General features: G+C 70.0%; 15 protein-coding genes and 1 pseudogene. 10 read left to right on the forward strand and 6 right to left on the reverse strand.

Annotated features, from left to right (window positions below; all coding sequences use genetic code 11):
- Positions 1–601: 601 nt before the first annotated feature.
- Positions 602–1405: a MerR family transcriptional regulator gene (locus OO62_RS34000; RefSeq protein WP_106974938.1), complete on the reverse strand. Its 804-nt coding sequence runs from the start codon at positions 1403–1405 to the stop codon at positions 602–604.
- Positions 1398–1934 carry a VOC family protein gene (locus tag OO62_RS34005; protein WP_033271564.1) on the reverse strand — a complete coding sequence of 179 codons (537 nt, stop codon included), beginning with the start codon at positions 1932–1934 and terminating at the stop codon, positions 1398–1400. The genes OO62_RS34000 and OO62_RS34005 overlap by 8 nt, the downstream gene beginning before the upstream one ends.
- Positions 1935–2186: 252 nt before the next feature.
- Here OO62_RS34005 and OO62_RS34010 point away from each other — a divergent pair, with 252 nt between their 5' ends.
- The 5 genes from OO62_RS34010 to OO62_RS34030 all read left to right on the forward strand — a co-directional run bounded on the left by OO62_RS34010 (position 2187) and on the right by OO62_RS34030 (position 5340).
- Complete coding sequence (locus OO62_RS34010; protein WP_033271565.1) at positions 2187–2597, forward strand: VOC family protein; 411 nt, start codon at positions 2187–2189, stop codon at positions 2595–2597.
- Between the two features lie 200 nt (positions 2598–2797).
- Entirely contained in the window at positions 2798–3319 is a 522-nt protein-coding gene (locus tag OO62_RS34015) for a helix-turn-helix transcriptional regulator (protein WP_051733842.1), read from the forward strand.
- A gap of 5 nt (positions 3320–3324) precedes the next feature.
- Positions 3325–4002, forward strand: a complete 678-nt coding sequence (locus OO62_RS34020; protein WP_106974939.1) for a VOC family protein — start codon at positions 3325–3327, stop codon at positions 4000–4002.
- Positions 4003–4156: 154 nt separating this feature from the next.
- Entirely contained in the window at positions 4157–4555 is a 399-nt protein-coding gene (locus OO62_RS34025) for an iron chaperone (RefSeq protein WP_398742075.1), read from the forward strand.
- A 170-nt stretch (positions 4556–4725) separates the two neighbouring features.
- Positions 4726–5340, forward strand: coding sequence for a dihydrofolate reductase family protein (locus OO62_RS34030; protein WP_033271567.1), 615 nt, complete (start codon positions 4726–4728; stop codon positions 5338–5340).
- A gap of 43 nt (positions 5341–5383) precedes the next feature.
- On the opposite strand, the gene OO62_RS34035 is transcribed toward OO62_RS34030, so the two are convergent.
- A complete protein-coding gene (locus OO62_RS34035) occupies positions 5384–6292 on the reverse strand; it encodes an NADP-dependent oxidoreductase (protein ID WP_033271568.1) in 909 nt (302 codons plus the stop codon).
- Positions 6293–6362: 70 nt separating this feature from the next.
- Here OO62_RS34035 and OO62_RS34040 point away from each other — a divergent pair, with 70 nt between their 5' ends.
- Positions 6363–6950, forward strand: coding sequence for a TetR/AcrR family transcriptional regulator (locus OO62_RS34040; protein WP_033271569.1), 588 nt, complete (start codon positions 6363–6365; stop codon positions 6948–6950).
- A gap of 81 nt (positions 6951–7031) precedes the next feature.
- On the opposite strand, the gene OO62_RS36745 is transcribed toward OO62_RS34040, so the two are convergent.
- Together OO62_RS36745 and OO62_RS34050 are read right to left on the reverse strand one after the other, a co-directional pair.
- The gene (locus OO62_RS36745) at positions 7032–7349 is read right to left on the reverse strand and encodes a GNAT family N-acetyltransferase (RefSeq protein ID WP_051733844.1); all 318 of its coding nucleotides are present in this window, start codon (positions 7347–7349) and stop codon (positions 7032–7034) included.
- A 797-nt stretch (positions 7350–8146) separates the two neighbouring features.
- The gene (locus OO62_RS34050) at positions 8147–10543 is read right to left on the reverse strand and encodes an Orn/Lys/Arg family decarboxylase (RefSeq protein ID WP_051733845.1); all 2397 of its coding nucleotides are present in this window, start codon (positions 10541–10543) and stop codon (positions 8147–8149) included.
- Between the two features lie 535 nt (positions 10544–11078).
- Here OO62_RS34050 and OO62_RS36750 point away from each other — a divergent pair.
- Positions 11079–11519, forward strand: a pseudogene (locus OO62_RS36750) (VOC family protein).
- A gap of 44 nt (positions 11520–11563) precedes the next feature.
- On the opposite strand, the gene OO62_RS34060 reads toward OO62_RS36750, so the two are convergent.
- Positions 11564–12661 (reverse strand): PP2C family protein-serine/threonine phosphatase, encoded by a 1098-nt coding sequence (locus tag OO62_RS34060; RefSeq protein ID WP_358246290.1) that lies wholly within the window; start codon positions 12659–12661, stop codon positions 11564–11566.
- Positions 12662–13858: 1197 nt separating this feature from the next.
- Between OO62_RS34060 and OO62_RS34070 the strand changes: the two genes are divergently transcribed.
- From OO62_RS34070 to OO62_RS38610, 3 genes are all read left to right on the forward strand, one after another.
- A complete protein-coding gene (locus tag OO62_RS34070; RefSeq protein ID WP_033271572.1) occupies positions 13859–14185 on the forward strand; it encodes a MerR family transcriptional regulator in 327 nt (108 codons plus the stop codon).
- Positions 14186–15055: 870 nt separating this feature from the next.
- Positions 15056–15226, forward strand: coding sequence for a hypothetical protein (locus OO62_RS34080; RefSeq protein ID WP_033268555.1), 171 nt, complete (start codon positions 15056–15058; stop codon positions 15224–15226).
- A gap of 261 nt (positions 15227–15487) precedes the next feature.
- Positions 15488–15661, forward strand: a complete 174-nt coding sequence (locus tag OO62_RS38610; protein ID WP_078617502.1) for a CsbD family protein — start codon at positions 15488–15490, stop codon at positions 15659–15661.
- Positions 15662–15708: the final 47 nt, after the last annotated feature.

Below are 15708 nucleotides of genomic sequence, written 5' to 3' on the forward strand. Positions count from 1 at the left end.
TCCCACCAACGCGACCAGCACCGTCACGACCACGACGACGGCCACGCCGCCACAGATCACGGCGATCGCAGCACATCCGAAACGAGCCACCCGCCGCGAACGCCTCAGCTCCGCCTCATAAGCACGCTCATCCCACCCCTCCGGCCCAGCCAACACCCACCGCCCCGGTCCACCCCAACCACTCCCCCACATCCAACCCCGACCGCGATTCCCCACAAAGGACTCACCCCACGTCAGCACGAGAAGCAGTCAGCACGGACCCCTTTGCGGCATCTGGCACGAACCAGCCTTCGATCAGGGGCACAGCGCCATGTCCGACGAGCAGTGGTGGGCCGCCAACGAACCGCTCCTGGCCAAGGGCTTCGATCCCGACCGATTTCCCCTCGCGGCCCGGGTCGGGAGCGCCGCGGGGCAGCTCACCAAGGCATGTACAGCCCCGAACACGCCTTCACCTTCGGACTGCAACGCATCCTGGACGGCCTCACCCACCTCATGAGCCGACCGCCCCGTTGACAACCCACACGCCATTTCGGCCGCGCGGAGGTGGCGTCCTGCGTCACCTTTCGCACGCCCCACGGGTGCGGGCTTCCGGGCCCGCGCGCTACTGCCAGGTCGCGGTGTCGGGGTCGATGCTGTGGGCGCGCGCGCTGGCGTCGATGAGGCGGCGGAACCATGCGGCAAGGCCGGCGCGGATGCCGTCGTAGTGGGCGGCGAATCCCGGATCGGCCTCGTACATCCGGCCCAGACAGACCTGCATCTGCCTGGTGAGGGGAAAGTACGAGGCGAACACTTCGCGGTGCCGCTCGACGAGTTGATTCGCCTCCGGGCTACCGGGGGTGACGCCGGCGTCCATCGCCTCCCCCAGGGCCTGGTCGAAGCCGGCGACGTCCTCGGCGACGGCCTGCCATTCCTCCGGACCGCGAGAGGCTGAGCGTTCGGCGTACTGCTGCCATTGCGTCGTGTCTCCGTAGAGCTCGCGCGCCTGGGCGAACCACTCCGGATTCCACCGGGGGCCGAAGATCGCGGCCTGCTGCTCGATGGTCAGCAGCAGGCCGCGCTCGTGGGCGTCGATCATCCGATCCAGTCCGGCGCTGAGCTGCTGGAGGCGGTCGATCCGTTCAGCAATCTGGGTGCGCTGCGCGCGCAATGCGCCGGGCACGTCTGTGCTCGAGTCGTCCAAGACGGCCCGAATCCTGTCCAGGCCGAGACCGATCTCACGGTAGATCACGATGCGGTGCAGGCGTTCCAGATCACCAGCGGTGTAGAGCCGGTATCCGGCGGCCGTGCGCAGCGACGGTCGTGCCAGACCTATCTCGTCCCAGTGGTGCAGCGTGCGGACGGTCACGTCCAGACGCGTCGAGGCTTGACCGACGGTCAGGCCATCGGTGTCAGTGGCATCAGGCATGCTCCTCATTGTCGCCGCGGCCGAGGTCCGGTGGGGTGATCCCGATGGCTGCAAGGTTGCGCGCCTCCTGGCTGGCCGGGTCAAAGGGCTTCGCCGCAGTGAAGACGATCCGTGCGTTCTCGGGGGTGATCACCTCCACGTCGCGGGTGTTCCAGGGAGTGTCCCGTGGGCCGTCGACCGAGTTCGGGCGCACCGCGCGGCATGCCTCGACGAGGGAATCGACCTGGCTGAGCACGCACGAGAAACTGAAGCTCATCGCCGGTGCCTGCTCCGGGACGCTCTCCGCCGTGACGAGGAGGACGTCCTGGAACGCCCACCGGCGCAGATGCACAAGCTGGCCGGGGATGCTGAACAGATCGAAGAACCCGAGGCCACGAGTCCAGAAGTCCACCGACGCCGCCAGATCGCTGGTGGGGATCGTCACGAACGCGGGCATTCCATAGATGCCACGGAACGGCTCCGGCGGAGTCGCGTCCGGGCCGGGAGTGGGCACGGGGCTTATCTCGAACGCGTTGTAGTAGTCGCTCATGCACCCCAGTTGACAGCCTCACGCAACGTGAGGGTCAAGTCGGTTTGGTCGGGCAGGGACTTCTGCCCGGCCGCCCTCGCGCACGCCGGCTCAGCAGCTGGGTGTCTGCTGGGCGTCCGGGTGTCGGCTCCTGCCCGAACTCCCCCACCGACGAGGTGTGTTCGGGCGTTCGTCGGCGCTGCGGGGCCTGTGGTCCGGATCGATCAGGAATCGAGAAGCGCGGTTCAGGGGGCCGCCTCTAGCCTGCGCGTCATGGACATCACCATTCACACGAGTTCTCTCCCGCACGACGACCCGGATGCGTCGCTCGCCTTCTACCGCGACGTCCTCGGCTTCGAGGTCCGCAGCGACGTCGGGCAGGGCAGGATGCGCTGGATCACGGTCGGCCCGGCCGGCCGGCCCGACACGTCGATCCTTCTGGCGCCGCCGGCTGCCGACCCGGGAGTCACCGACGACGAGCGCCGCACCATCACCGAGATGATGGCCAAGGGCACCTACGGCTGGATCCTGCTGGCCACCCCGGACCTCGACGCCACGTTCGAGAAGGTGCAGGCCGGCGATACCGAGGTCGTGCAGGAGCCGACCGAGCAGCCGTACGGCATCCGCGACTGCGCCTTTCGCGACCCGGCGGGCAACTTGGTCCGCATCCAGGAGCTTCGCTGAGCGGTGCGGGCGGTGCGGGCGGTGCGGTGCGGTGCGGTATCGAAATGCGGTTTCGGTGCGGCCCTGTGGGTCGGCTCGCGACCGCCTGCACGGGACGCGGCGGCGCACCGGCCCTGGTGGTGCCTGCCTCGGCCGGCCCGCCCGGGCGTTCGGGGATGTCGAGGGAAGAGGAAAAGGGAAGAGGGAAAGGGGAGGTTTTCATGTGTCAGCCCGAGTGGCGGCGTGCCCGTGTCCAGGCGCAGCGGCTGGCTGATCTGGCGCGGCTGCGCCGCGTGCGCGACCGGATCGACAGGCACTACGCGCAGCCGCTGAATGTGGAGGCGCTCGCCCGCGAGGTGAACATGTCGGCCGGGCACCTCAGCCGGCAGTTCCGGGCGGCCTACGGTGAGACGCTGTACGCGTACCTGATGACGCGTCGCATCGAGCGGGCGACGGCGCTGCTGCGGCGGGGCGACCTCAGCGTCACCGAGGTCTGCTTCGCGGTCGGCTGCGGGTCGCTGGGCACGTTCACCACCCGCTTCACCGAGCTGGTCGGCATGCCGCCCGGGGCCTTGCGGCGCCAGGCGGCGGACGCGGTGGCCGGCCCTGCGGATGCTGGGGGCGCGGCCCGCGCTGCGGGCTGTGCGAGCACGGTGGAGGGGATGCCGGCGTGTGTGGCCAAGCACGTGACGAGACCGGTCAGGATTCGAGAAGCCGTGGTCGCCGGGCAGCGCCTAGCGTGAGGGTCATGGCAATCACCACTTCCACCGCATCCCGCACGTTCCTCGCCTCCGTCACCCTTGAGGTGGACGATCCCGAGGCGGCCCGCCGCTTCTGTGCCGCCCTCGGGGTGGACACGCGCGTACGGCTGCGGGCGTCCGAGGCACACTCCACGGGGTTTCGCGGCTTCACCCTGGCGCTCACGGTCTCCCGGCCGGCCACCGTCGACGGCTTCATCGGCGCCGCCACCAACGCCGGCGCTACGGTGCTCAAGCCCGCCGCGAAGTCGCTGTGGGGCTACGGCGGCGTCGTCCAGGCCCCGGACGGGACGATCTGGAAGGTTGCGACCTCGGCGAAGAAGGACACCGGCCCGGCCACCCGTGAGATCGACGAGATGGTGGTCCTGCTCGGCGTGGAGGACGTGAAGGCCAGCAAGGAGTTCTATGTCGGCCAGGGCCTGAGCGTGGCCAAGAGCTTCGGCGGCAAGTACGCCGAGTTCACCTCCGGCGAGTCCAGCCCCGTCAAGCTGGCGTTGTACAAGCGCCGCGGCCTGGCCAAGGACCTCGGGGTCCCCGCGGACGGCGCCGGGTCGCATCGCCTCGTCCTGGGCACCACCGCCGCCCCCTTCACCGACCCGGACGGATTCATCTGGGAGGCCGCCGGGTCGCTCGCCCCCGCGCCGTCCACGACGCCCGCGTCCTGCTGACCTTCGACCACGTACCCCGTACTTCGCATCCCGTCCCGACCTGCCTCATCCCTGTACGAGAGGACCTGCCTTGCAGCGCACGAAGACGTCCGCCGAGAAGTCCGGTACGGCCGCCGAGCAGTACAGCGGATTCACCGCCGAGGAGCGGGCCGCGATGAAGGAGCACGGGCAGGAGCAGAAGAAGGCAGCGGCTCGGCGCGGTTCGCGCGCGCAGAGGGAGGCGGCAGCGGAGCGGGACGTGCTCGCGAAGATCGCCGAGATGCCGGAAGCGGACCGGGTCCTCGCCGAGCGGATCCACGCCATCGTGAAGACCATCGCTGCGGACCTCACCTGCAAGCTCTGGTACGGGATGCCCGCGTACGCCAGAGACGGCAAGGTCCTTTGCCACTTCCAGAGCGCGCAGAAGTTCAAGACGAGGTACGCCACGCTCGGCTTCAGCGACCAGGCGGCACTCGACGACGGCGCCCTGTGGCCGACCGCCTACGCCCTGAGGGAGCTGACCGAAGCCGACGAACAGCGCATCAGCGCGCTCATCAAGAAGGCGGCGGGCTGAGGCGTCGCGGCGGCGACGTCGGCCACCGCCGCACCCCGCGGCCCCGGGTCACGGCGGCCGCGGCGCGGGCAAGGGCGCGCTGAGCGTGTGCCGTTGAAGGTTGAGTGCCGAAGGTCGCATACTCCGTGCATGAGCGATGAGTTCAGGCAGCGGATCGGGTCTCCCTCGACATGAGTCGCATCATCGCTGACATCTCGGTGTCCCTCGACGGCTTCGTCACCGGGCCCGGCCCCGGACCGGACAACGGTCTGGGCACCGGTGGCGAGGCCCTGCACACCTGGGCGTTTTCCGACGACCCCGACGACCGCCAGTTCCTGCGCGAAGGTACCGCCCGCTCGGGTGCCGTCGTCCTCGGCCGGCGGCTCTTCGACGTGGTCGACGGGCCAGGCGGCTGGGACGACAAGACCGGCTACGGTGCCGGCGAGGTCGGCAAGCCCGCCTTTGTCGTCGTGACGAGCTCGCCGCCGAAGGCGGTGCGGCTCAGTGCCCTGGACTGGACGTTCGTCACCACCGGTCTGCCCGCCGCCGTCGCCGCCGCGCGTGAGCGCGCCGAGGCGGCGTCGACGAGCAGCGGCAAGGACCTCGACGTCGTCCTCATGGGCGGCGGTGCCTTGATCCGCTCGGCGCTCGATGCCGGGGTGGTCGACACGCTGACGCTGCATTGGGCGCCCGTCCTGCTGGGCACGGGGACGCCGCTGTTCACCGGCGCGGTGCCGCGCACGCTGGTGCAGCGCAGCGTCCTGTCGACATCGACCGTGACGCATGTGACCTACGAGGTCCTGTGACGCCGTAGGTGAAGGAGTGTGCTCGATCTCGACGAACGCGAGGTCAGGTTCGGTCGGCTCGCACGACCACGACCCTGCGCCCGCGTGCGTGGCCGGCGTGGCTGTCGATGTGTGCTGCCGCGGCCTCGGCGAGTGGGTAGGACTTCTCGACCGGGATGTGGAGTTTTCCGCGTGAGATGAGGTCGACGGCCTCGGCGAGCGCTTCGGGCATGCTCCCGGCCACGCCGGAGAAGCGGACGCCGAACTCCGGCGCGCCGAGATCGGCGATGGAGATCACCTTGCGCGGATTTCCGGTCAGCTCGACGAGTTCGCGGATCACGCCCGAGCCGGCCAGGTCGAGAGCGGCGTCGAGGGGGCCGAGCTGCCGTACCCGCTCGACCCAGCCCTCGCCGTAGGTCGTGGCGAGGGCGCCCAGGCTGCGCAGATAGTCCTGGTTCGGGGCGCCGGCCGTGCCGATCACCGTGATGCCGCGGTCGCGGGCGATTTGCAGCACCGCCGATCCGACTCCCCCGGACGCACCGCTGACCAGCAGCGTCTGCCCGGCTCGCACACCGACCTCGCGGATGATGCGCAGTGCGGTCTCCACCACGGAGGGGTATCCGGCCGCCTCTTGGAAGGTCAGGCCCTGGGGTATGCGGGCCCAGGCCGACAGCACGGCGAACTCGGCGTAGGTGTCGGTGCCTTCGCCGAACACGTGGTCGCCGACCTCGACTCCTTCGACGCCCTCGCCGACCTCGTCCACCACCCCGGCGGCGTCCAGCCCGACCCCGGCGGGCAGTTCGATCGGGTGGGCTCCCAGGACCTGGCCTTCCCGGACTCTCCAGTCGACGGGGTTGACGCCCGCGGCCCGTACGGCGATGCGTATCCGGCCGGGGCCCGGGTGGGGTTCCTCGGCGTCGATGAGGTGCAGGACGTCTGGACCGCCGAACTCGGCGAAGCTCACTTTCTTCATGCCGCCGACCGTAGCACTAACGGTTAGCGTTTTGAAACCGTTGCGTTTTTGCATCTGTTAGCATCACGCCATGACCGTGCCGACCGGACGCCGTGAGCGCAAGAAGGCCGCGACCCGCCAGAAGATCGCCGACACCGCCCTGCGCCTGTTCCTGGAACGCGGCTACGACGAGGTGGGCATCCGTGACGTGGCCGCCGAGGCCGACGTGGCCGTCACCACGCTCTTCTCCCACTTCGCCTCGAAAGAGGCCCTGGTGTTCGAGCAGGACGACAACTTCGAGCAACGCCTCACCCAGGCGGTCACCGGCCGGGCGCCGCACGAGCCCCTCATCCCCGCGCTGCGCCACGAGATCCAGGCCCTGGTGCGCCATTGCACGGCGGAGAGCGCCGCCCCGATCTGGCGCATGATCGACGCCTCACCCGCCCTGCGGGAGTACGAGGAGTCGATGAGGCTGCGCCATGCGGAGTCGCTGGCAACGGCCCTCGCCGACGACCCCGACCTGCCGCAGACCGCAACGGCCTGCCGGACGATCGCCAGGTTCGTGATCGACGCCTATGCGCTGGCCCGTGAGGCGGCCGATCCGCAAGCCGCGGTGGACGAGATCTTCCGGATGATCGAGGCGGCCTGGGAGGTCACCCGCCCCACTCCTGGTCCGTGACGAACTGCTCCACCAGGCAGGACAGGACCGCGAGCGCCGTCGGGCACGGGCGAGGCCACCACCCCGGATGCGGTCCCGGAACTAGCCGTCGACGCCCGCAGCGAGGTCGCGGGAGCGGGTCTCCTCCACAACGCGGTAGCTCACTGCGGTGTAGAGGGACATCGCGGCCTCGTTGCCGCCGAAGACGTTGAACATCACGACCTGGTCGCCGACATCCCACGTGACCTGCTCACCGATGGCCATGGCCGAGCGGCCGTGGCCCCGGCCGCGGAACTCCGGGTCAACCACCAGCGAGTAGCCGTAGGTGACTTCGGGCAGGTGGCCGTGCCTGAGCCAGCCGTTGCCGATCGGCTCGCCGTCGGCCTGGAGCACCAAAAGGGTGTTGTCGCAGGTGGCCACGCCCTGCGGAGCAGCGTGCGGAGTCCTCTTCGGCCTTCTTCCTGGCCTGCTCGGGTGTGTGGGAGCCGGCCCGCCCCATGTCGGCGAGGTAGCGCTGTTCGCCGGCGGCCAGCCAGGCCGGGTACTCGGCCGCCGTCATCGGCCGGTACGTCACCCCGGCGGGCGGCGCGGGCGGGGCGGTCATGACCTTGATCCGGGTCTGGCCGCGGACCGGGTAGTCGGCGAAGATCTCGTCCGGTGCGGCCAGCCGCACCACGACCTGCCCCGCCCCGCGCTCGGCGCACCAGCGCGCGCCCAGGCGTGGGCCGTGCGGCGGTGGCTGCCCTGTGCGTCATGGCGGGGGTCGGTCCGCAGTTCGCCGATCCGGCCGGTGGAGCCGCCGTGCCGCTCGGTCAGGCCGAGGACGACCTGGTGCGATCCGGCGGCCGTCCTCGTCGAGGACCGCCGCCGCCCTCCAGCCGCCGCTGTGCTCCATGGTCGTGGCGGCGAATTCGTCTCCGGCCGGCCCCTCCAGGCCGGTGGCCTGATATGCCTCGATGAGGCGCTGCCGGTAGCCGGGCTGCCAGTCGCAGGCAGCGGCGAGGAGGACGAAGTCCGTCGTCCGGGCAGGATAAGGACCCCAACTCCCGTTCCGTCCAACGATTTTCCCGCCGCTGCCCGGTTCAGCCGCGGGCGCGCTTGGTCGGCCCGCCCGCGGTCTTGCCACCCGCCATAGGAGCGCTCCACCGGACGCGCCCACCGCGCGGCGGCCCGCGCCCCGCCGGCCCGGTGGGCGGGGGCGTTCCTGGTGCGCTGGGTCAGCCCGGGGGCAGTGGGGGGCCGAGCGGGTTCGGCGTGGGTGCCGTGAGGTGTTCGCCGGCTGCGCGGGCGGCTTGCTGGGCGGGGATCTGGCGTACGCATTCGATGAGGTAGTCGCCGGTGTCCGGGGCGAGGGTGACGCCGTGGGTCTCGCTGCGGAAGCCGGGAAAGCGCCGGTCGAAGGATTCCAGGGCGGTCAGGTAGCGCAGCAGGGGGCCGTCAAGGGCGCCGGTGTTTTCGCCGGGCATCAGGACAGGGATGCCCGGCGGGGTGACGGTGACCATGGCCGCGGCCACCCGGTTGGCCGCGTCGGCCAGTCTTACCCGCTCGGTGCCGCCGCGGATGAGGCGCTGGTAGCAGTGCTGGGGCGGGGTGACGGGCTCGGGCAGGTCCTGGAAGGCGGTGTCGAGCAGCTCCACCAGGCGGGCGTCGCGCAGATGGTGGTGCATCTCCTGGCACAGTTCGCGCAAGGTCTGGCCGGTGTAGCGGTGGGGGTGGGCGGCGACCAGCTCGGGCAGCAGCCGCTCCAGGGGCGCGTTGTGGTCGTAGAGGGATTTGAAGTCCATCAGGGCGTCCATCAAGGTTCCCCACTTGCCCTTGGTGATCCCCATGGAGAACAGGATGAGGGTGGTGTAGCTGTCGGTCTTCTCCACCACGATGTTCCTGGTGGCCAGGTAGGCGGTCAGGACGCGGGCGGGGATGCCCTGGTCGGTCATCTGCCCGATGGCGTCGATGCCGGGACAGGTGAGGGTGACCTTGACGGGGTCGAGCAGGCAGTAGCCCTCGGTCAGGCCGGTGAAGCCGTGCCAGTTGGCGTCGGGCTCCAACTGCCAGCAGGACGCCTCGGTACGCAGCAGTTCGGCGGGAGCGTCGGCGAACGGCAGACGTTGCCCGGTAGCCGGGTCGGTCACGGACTCGGGCTGCCAGACGCCGAAGAACCACTCGGGCCGGTCGCCGGCGGCCGCGATGCGCCGGCCGATGCGTACAACGGCCTGGCGAAAGCGAATGGCTTCGGTCACCGCTTCGTCGATCAGGCAGCGGCCGTGGGGGCCGTCCATCATCGCGGTGGCCACGTCGAGGGAGGCGATCATCGGATACAGCGGTGAGGTGGTGCCGTGCATCATGAACGCCTCGTTGAACCGTTCGTGCTCCACCGGCGCCCGGGGTGCGGGATTGATGTGCACCATGGCGCTCTGGGACAGGGCGGCCAGCATCTTGTGGGTGGACTGGGTGGAGAAGACGGTGGGACGTTCGGGGCCGGGGAAGGTGTCGGGGCCCACCGCCATGCCGTAGCGGCCGGCGTAGAGGGGGTGGAAGCGGGCGTAGGCGAACCAGGCTTCGTCGAAGTGGAGCCGGGGGGTGCTGGGTGCGAGGGCTCGGGCGACCTGGAGGGTGTCGTAGCACAGGCCGTCGTAGGTGGAGTTGGTCAGCACCGCATACTGGGCGTCGGGCGAGACGGCACCCTGGGTCAGTGGGTTGCGGCTGGTCCGCGACAGGACCGACTGGGCCTGGAGCTCGGCGGGCGGCAGGGGGCCTGCCAGTCCGTAGCCGTTGCGGGTGGGGACCAGGTAGACCGGCCGGGCTCCGGACAGGACCAGGCCGTGCAGCACCGACTTGTGGCAGTTGCGGTCCACCAGTGCGATCTCGTCCCGGGTGACGCTGAAGTGACCGACCATCCGGTCGCAGGTGGAGTCGCCGTGCAGGACGAAGTAGGTGCGCTCGGCGCCGAAGACGCGGGCAGCGTTGCGCTCCGCGGCACCGACCGGGCCGGTGTGTTCGAAGAGCGAACCGAGTTCCTCGACGGAGATCGACAAGTCGCTGCGCAGCAGCCGTTCCCCGAAGTAGTCATGGAAGGCCCGGCCGACAGGGGACTTGAGGAAGGCGACACCGCCGGAGTGGGCGGGGGTGTGCCAGGAGTACTCGTGCGCGTGGTCGAAGCGGCGCAGGGCCTTGAAGAACGGGGGCAGCAGGTTGTGCTGGTAGCCGCGGGCGGCGCCGGCGATGCGTCCGGCGATGAAGGGTGCGGTGTCCTCCAGCGGCCAGAGGTAGCCGATCACCGTTTCGGCCACCCACAGGGGCAGGTGTTCGAGGTCTTCGCCGGCCGTGGCCAGGAAGACGGGCAGGTTGTGAAAGCGGCGGCCGACGTGACGCAGCACCTCGGCGCCGCCGGTGTCGCTGCCGCCGGTGGCGGGGTGGGGCAGGTCCCAGTCGACGACGGCGGCCGCCAGGGCCGCCTCGGTGCGCAGGACTGCCTGGGCGTCGTCGGCTGTGCTGGCCCAGCGCACCTCAAGGCCGTGGGTCTTGAGCTCATCGCGGATTTTGCGCAGTTGCTCGGCGGCGACCCCTGCGCTCTGTGGGAACTCGCGTACCGCGAACAAAACCGTTGCGTCGGTCATAGTGGCCCCTGCTCTGCACGTGTCGGGCATGGTCCGCTGTGCGTGCCATGCGTGCTGTCCGAGAGGCAACCGGAAGATCACCGGCAGTGGCCCGGTGACGAGGCGAAACCACTCCGAAGAGGGAACCGCCGCAGCCGGCCTCCCCCTCCCCCCTCGGCCGGGCCGCCTGGCCGCCGGGCCGCCGGGCCGCCGGGCCGCCAGGGGCAGCAACGCCCGCCCGGCCGGCACACCGGCCGGCACACCGGCCGGGTCACCGGGTGGGACACCGGGTGGCACACCGGCCGGGACACCGGCCGGGACACGGCCGGGAGGACCGGCCGTCTCATGGGCGTCCAGCTGTTTTCGTGCGGCGCGGGCGTGTGCCCTCGGCGGTTAAGTGGTGCGAGCCGCTCGCGGGGACTCCATGCCCTGACCAGGCCGGGAGTTCTCGAAGGCGAGGGCCAGGGGATGTCGATAATGGCGTGCCGGCTCCGTTCAGGTTCCTCTCAGGGGCCCAGGCGGCCGGCGTGGCCGCAGCGCACCAAGGAAGCCCGGCATGGCGCTTGAGCGGATGGACAACGTCCTGATCGCGATCGACGACCTGGACGCCGTCATTGCGTTCTTCGTCGAACTCGGCATGGAGCTGCCAGGGCAGGGCGCCCCTCGAGGGACGGGGCGGAGCGCGTCATCGGGCTCGACGACGTCCAACAGGACATCGCGATGCTGCAGGTCCCAGGCGGCCACGGCCGCATCGAGCTGGCGAAATTCCACCGGCCCAAGGCCCTGCCCGCCGAGCCGAAAGACGCGCCGGCGAACACGCCGGGCATGCGCCGCGTCATGTTCGCCGTCGACGACATCGAGGACGTCCTCACCCGCCTGCGCCGCCACGGCGGGCGAACTCGTCGGCGAGCTGGTGCAGCACGAGGACAGCTACCGGCTCTGCTACATCCGCGGCCCCGAGGGCCTCATCGTCGCACTGGCCGAGCAACTCGGCTGAGATTGCCGACACAGCCAGGCATCACATGGCCGCGCGGGCCGGGCTTACGGCGAGGGGCCACGCAGGCGCACGGCGAGGGCGGCGATGTCGTCGTCCAGGCGCCCTTTGCTGTAGCGCAGGAGGTCGCGGTGCAAAGCGGTGAGCAGCTCGTGGGGCGGCGTCGGGGGCTGCCGGCCCATCCAGGCCACCAGCGGGAAGAACCCGCCGTCACGGGCGCGGGCCTCGGCGACCCCATCGGTGTAGAGAAGCAGCAGGTCGCCGGGGACGAAGTCGAAGGTGTCAACGGTGTAGTGATCGCCCATCAGCTCCGCGAGGTTGAGCAGCGGCGAGGGGGTGGTGGGCTCCAGGGCACGCAGTCCCCCGCGGTACCGGAGCAGCGGCGGGGGGTGTCCGCAGTTGAGGATCTCGATACGTCTGCCCCCGTGCGGGATCTCGACGAGAAGGGCGGTGGCGAAGCGCTCCATCGACCCCTCGGGGGGAAAGGCGGCGTTGTAACGGGTGCTGCTGGCGTCCAGCCGGCGCGCGACGCTGACCATGTCGGCCTCGCCGTAGGCCGCCTCCCGGAAGGAGTTGACGATCGCCGCGGCGGCCCCCACTGCGGGCAGTCCCTTGCCCCGCACATCGCCGATGAGCAGCCTGACCCCGAAGCGCGTGTCGACCACCTCGTAGAAGTCTCCGCCGATACGGGCCTCCGCCGCGGCCGCGAGATACAGCGACTCGATCTCCACGCTCCCCAAACGTCGCGGCATCGGGCTCAGCACCACTTGCTGCGCCGCGTCGGCGACGAGCCGCACGTGAAAGAGGGTCCGCTCCCGTTGGAGTCGGACATGGCTTCCGTACGCGGCCGCCACGGTGACCGCGATGATCCCCGCAGAGGTCCACCACGTGCCCAGACCGGGGAACACGATGCCAAGGCCGATCATCAAAAAGAGGCAGACCGTGCCCAGCAGGACGGTGGGGAGCACCGGCCACATGGCCGCGGCGAGAGCCGGCGCGGCGGGCAGCAGGCGACTGAAGGCCACTTCCGGAGGAGTGGCATATGCCAGGCCGGCGATGACGACGGTCAAGATCACCGGCGACAGCCGCACAAGCCTCCCCCGGCCGTGGCGACGGCGCAGCCGCGGCCGTCCAGACTCGATCACACTCCACAGAATATCTACGCAAAGGGGACGTAGCGCTCTGACGGATCAGAGTCAGCCGCCCACCCCGGTCCGGCTCGAGACTGTTCGGGTACGGCAGTCCCGGGCGGGCGCCCGCCCCGGCCCGGCCCGCCCCGGCATGTCCCGGCCCGGCTCGCCGGCTTCGGCCGCGTCACACCTGCGCCCACACTCCGACAAGACCGGTGAACACCTGCGACACCCCCGCGAGACGACCGTGAACACCCGCGACACCCCGCGATACGACCACCGACGCCCAGCGGGTCTCGCCCCAGGGAGGCAGGCCCTCTGCCGCCTTCAGACCACGCCCTCCGCCCCCCTCAAGGACGCCAGGAGACCCGGCGCCTGCCGCGCTCATTGCCGTCGCACCTGTGCGCGCACCCCCGGCAAGACCGGTGAACACGCGCGACACCCCGCGATACGACCACCAACGCCCAGCGGGTCTCGCCCCAGGCATGCAGGCCAGCCCTCTGCCGCCTTCAGGCCACGCCCTCCGCCCCCCTCAAGGACGCCAGGGGGCCCGGCGCCTGCCGCGCGGCGTTGCCGTCGCGCCACTCGCGCGCTGCGCCCTCACACCCGGCCCGGATCGGTTGCGGCGCCGGGCTCCGCTTGCGCCCGCCGAGCCGGCCCTCACCCCCGACGACACTCTTCCGGACGCACGGGAGACAGAACTCCAATCGCAGGTGGTTGAGGAAATCTGTCGTGGAGAGAGTAGACATTGGCTCGTGCGGAGGTTAGTGTTTTCCTCGTAGCCAAGAAGTCGAAGAGGGCACGGCAGAGATGAACTGCCGTGCAAGCAGGTCAGGCAGGATGCGGAACGGCAGTGGAGTGACGGGGCCGAAAACGGTGGGCTCCTTCACTGACTGCCGGGCCGAGCGGCCCCAGGGGCCGCATGCAGTACCCGCGATATCCAGCAGTACAACCGAGTAACCCAATGAGGTAAGGAGCAGACGCCATCAGGATCGCCCGGGCGAGGAAGAACACCGCCCGGGTACCGCAGGCCCCGGATTGGAAGGTGGTCCCCGGTCACGCAGCCGCGATCCCCGCACCTCCGCCCTCCCAGGCGGACACGCGGAACAAGAAGGCCGGCACAGTCAGCCGGTAGATGGTGTTGAAAGCTCGGGGCCCGGGTGCCAGGACGGCACCCGGGCCCCTCGACGCGTCCTTCGAAAGAAGAGGTCTATGCCCCCTCGCAGTACCCGCCCCGTCGACAAGCTCGACGATGACCACTACCCCGCCTACACCACCGGCCGCGCCGCCGAAATGCTCGGCACCACCCCCGCCTTCCTCCGCGCCCTCGGCGAGCACCGACTGATCACCCCGCTGCGCTCCGAAGCCGGCCACCGCCGCTACTCCCGCTACCAACTGCGCCTCGCCGCCCGCGCCCGCCAACTCGTCGACACCGGCACCCCCATCGAAGCCGCCTGCCGCATCATCAACCTCGAACATCAACTCCAACAAGCCCAACGCCTCAACGAAGAACTACGCACCCACAGCACCACCTCCTAACAGCGCCTCGAGACCGGCCTGCCGAGCGCATCACCGCTACGGGCACGACCCGCTAGCCCGCTCACACCCGCCCCTCACCACGTCCCACCCCACCGGTCACAAAGCGGGATGGAGCGACGCGGCCCGCGAGGGGCGGGATCATCTTCCCGGGAACCGCACTGTCCCACGCATGGACGACGTCCCCGCCGACCCCTTCGTGCCGGACAAGCTCGACATCGCCTTCCTCATGGCGACACCCGAGCCGAACCACCTCTGCCCCACCACCGCACTGCCGGCCATCGCCCGCCACCTCACGCATATCACCGCCCAGGCCCTGGCCGATGCCCCCACCACCTCACCCGCATCCCTCCATAGCGCGCCGGAGACCTTCACCGCCTCCCCCGGGGCCGTGGTGGAACCCGGGACAGGCACGGCCGGCTCCGGTCGGCCGGGGACCACACCCTGCATGCCACACAACGCATCCGCCCGGACCACGGCAGCCTGCGTCAACCACCCCTACGAGCTACACACAACCGATCGGCCATCGACGATGCCGGCCTGGGACTCGCGGTCCGAACCCGTGAACTTTCCAGACCAGTTGGTGTACGCCGGGCCCGCCCTCGACGCCAAGTCCCCCGTGGCACGCGCCCTCTCAGCGACCCGACGAAGTCCGCTCGGCGGCCACGCCTTGCTCCGCTCTTTCCTGATCCGGAAATGCCGGCACACCACAGAGTGCCGCTGGCAGGGCGGGCACCTCGGTTTCCAAGGATCGCCAGAACTTCCCTGTTTCAAAGAGGCGCCATTGTGCCCCGCATTCGCCCGGAGAAACATCACTGCTATCCGTATGGAAGGTGCAAGGCCGGGCACATGACGGGTCGGAGGTTGATAGATATGGTTCCCCTACTTCTCGTTCTTCTTCTCGCACTGCTCCTTTTCGGTGCCGGATTCGCCCTGAAGGCGCTGTGGATCGTCGCGGTCGTTGTCCTGGCCGTCTGGTTGCTGGGGTTCGTCCTGCGTTCCGCCGGACCCGGTGGCAAGCGTGGGCGGTGGTACCGCTGGTAGCCACTACGCGGGCACCGCGCTCGGGGCGGGTCAGACACACGTCGTTGTCTGACCCGCCCCGGGCGTTTCTCACCGAAGGCATCATCAGCCCTATATGGGACAGAAGACCACTGTGGCCCGGAACGGGCGGTGTTCCCGCAGGGGATCCTCCATCACAGTGCCCGCTCCGGGCCACTTCCCCAACTGCCAAAGTGCCTCTTTTGTTTGGTGGACGCATTCACGGGAACCCGCCCAGTGCCACCACAGAGAAAGGACCGTGTCATGAGCGCCAGCGAAAAGGCCAAGGCCAAGACTGAGCAGACCGTCGGCAAGGTCGAAAAGGGAGTGGGGCGTGCGGTCGGAAACGAACGTGTCGCTGCCGAGGGCGAGTCGAAGGAAGCCAAGGGCGATCTCCGCGCCGCCAAGGAAAAGGGCAAGGACGCCTTTAAGAACTGACCACCACAGAACGCACGCGGGGCCCAACAGGAATGTTGGGCCCCGCG

It is taken from the genome of Streptomyces lydicus, from assembly GCF_000717345.1.
GTDB classification, from domain to species: Bacteria; Actinomycetota; Actinomycetes; order Streptomycetales; family Streptomycetaceae; genus Streptomyces; species Streptomyces lydicus.

What these genes read in the sequence shown, in the direction of transcription:
- OO62_RS34000 (WP_106974938.1), bottom strand. Translation starts at nt 1,405, where the DNA reads ATGCCTGATGCCACTGACACCGATGGCCTGACCGTCGGTCAAGCCTCG.
- OO62_RS34005 (WP_033271564.1), bottom strand. Translation starts at nt 1,934, where the DNA reads ATGAGCGACTACTACAACGCGTTCGAGATAAGCCCCGTGCCCACTCCC.
- OO62_RS34010 (WP_033271565.1), top strand. Translation starts at nt 2,187, where the DNA reads ATGGACATCACCATTCACACGAGTTCTCTCCCGCACGACGACCCGGAT.
- OO62_RS34015 (WP_051733842.1), top strand. Translation starts at nt 2,798, where the DNA reads ATGTGTCAGCCCGAGTGGCGGCGTGCCCGTGTCCAGGCGCAGCGGCTG.
- OO62_RS34020 (WP_106974939.1), top strand. Translation starts at nt 3,325, where the DNA reads ATGGCAATCACCACTTCCACCGCATCCCGCACGTTCCTCGCCTCCGTC.
- OO62_RS34025 (WP_398742075.1), top strand. Translation starts at nt 4,157, where the DNA reads ATGAAGGAGCACGGGCAGGAGCAGAAGAAGGCAGCGGCTCGGCGCGGT.
- OO62_RS34030 (WP_033271567.1), top strand. Translation starts at nt 4,726, where the DNA reads ATGAGTCGCATCATCGCTGACATCTCGGTGTCCCTCGACGGCTTCGTC.
- OO62_RS34035 (WP_033271568.1), bottom strand. Translation starts at nt 6,292, where the DNA reads ATGAAGAAAGTGAGCTTCGCCGAGTTCGGCGGTCCAGACGTCCTGCAC.
- OO62_RS34040 (WP_033271569.1), top strand. Translation starts at nt 6,363, where the DNA reads ATGACCGTGCCGACCGGACGCCGTGAGCGCAAGAAGGCCGCGACCCGC.
- OO62_RS34050 (WP_051733845.1), bottom strand. Translation starts at nt 10,543, where the DNA reads ATGACCGACGCAACGGTTTTGTTCGCGGTACGCGAGTTCCCACAGAGC.
- OO62_RS34070 (WP_033271572.1), top strand. Translation starts at nt 13,859, where the DNA reads ATGCCCCCTCGCAGTACCCGCCCCGTCGACAAGCTCGACGATGACCAC.
- OO62_RS34080 (WP_033268555.1), top strand. Translation starts at nt 15,056, where the DNA reads ATGGTTCCCCTACTTCTCGTTCTTCTTCTCGCACTGCTCCTTTTCGGT.
- OO62_RS38610 (WP_078617502.1), top strand. Translation starts at nt 15,488, where the DNA reads ATGAGCGCCAGCGAAAAGGCCAAGGCCAAGACTGAGCAGACCGTCGGC.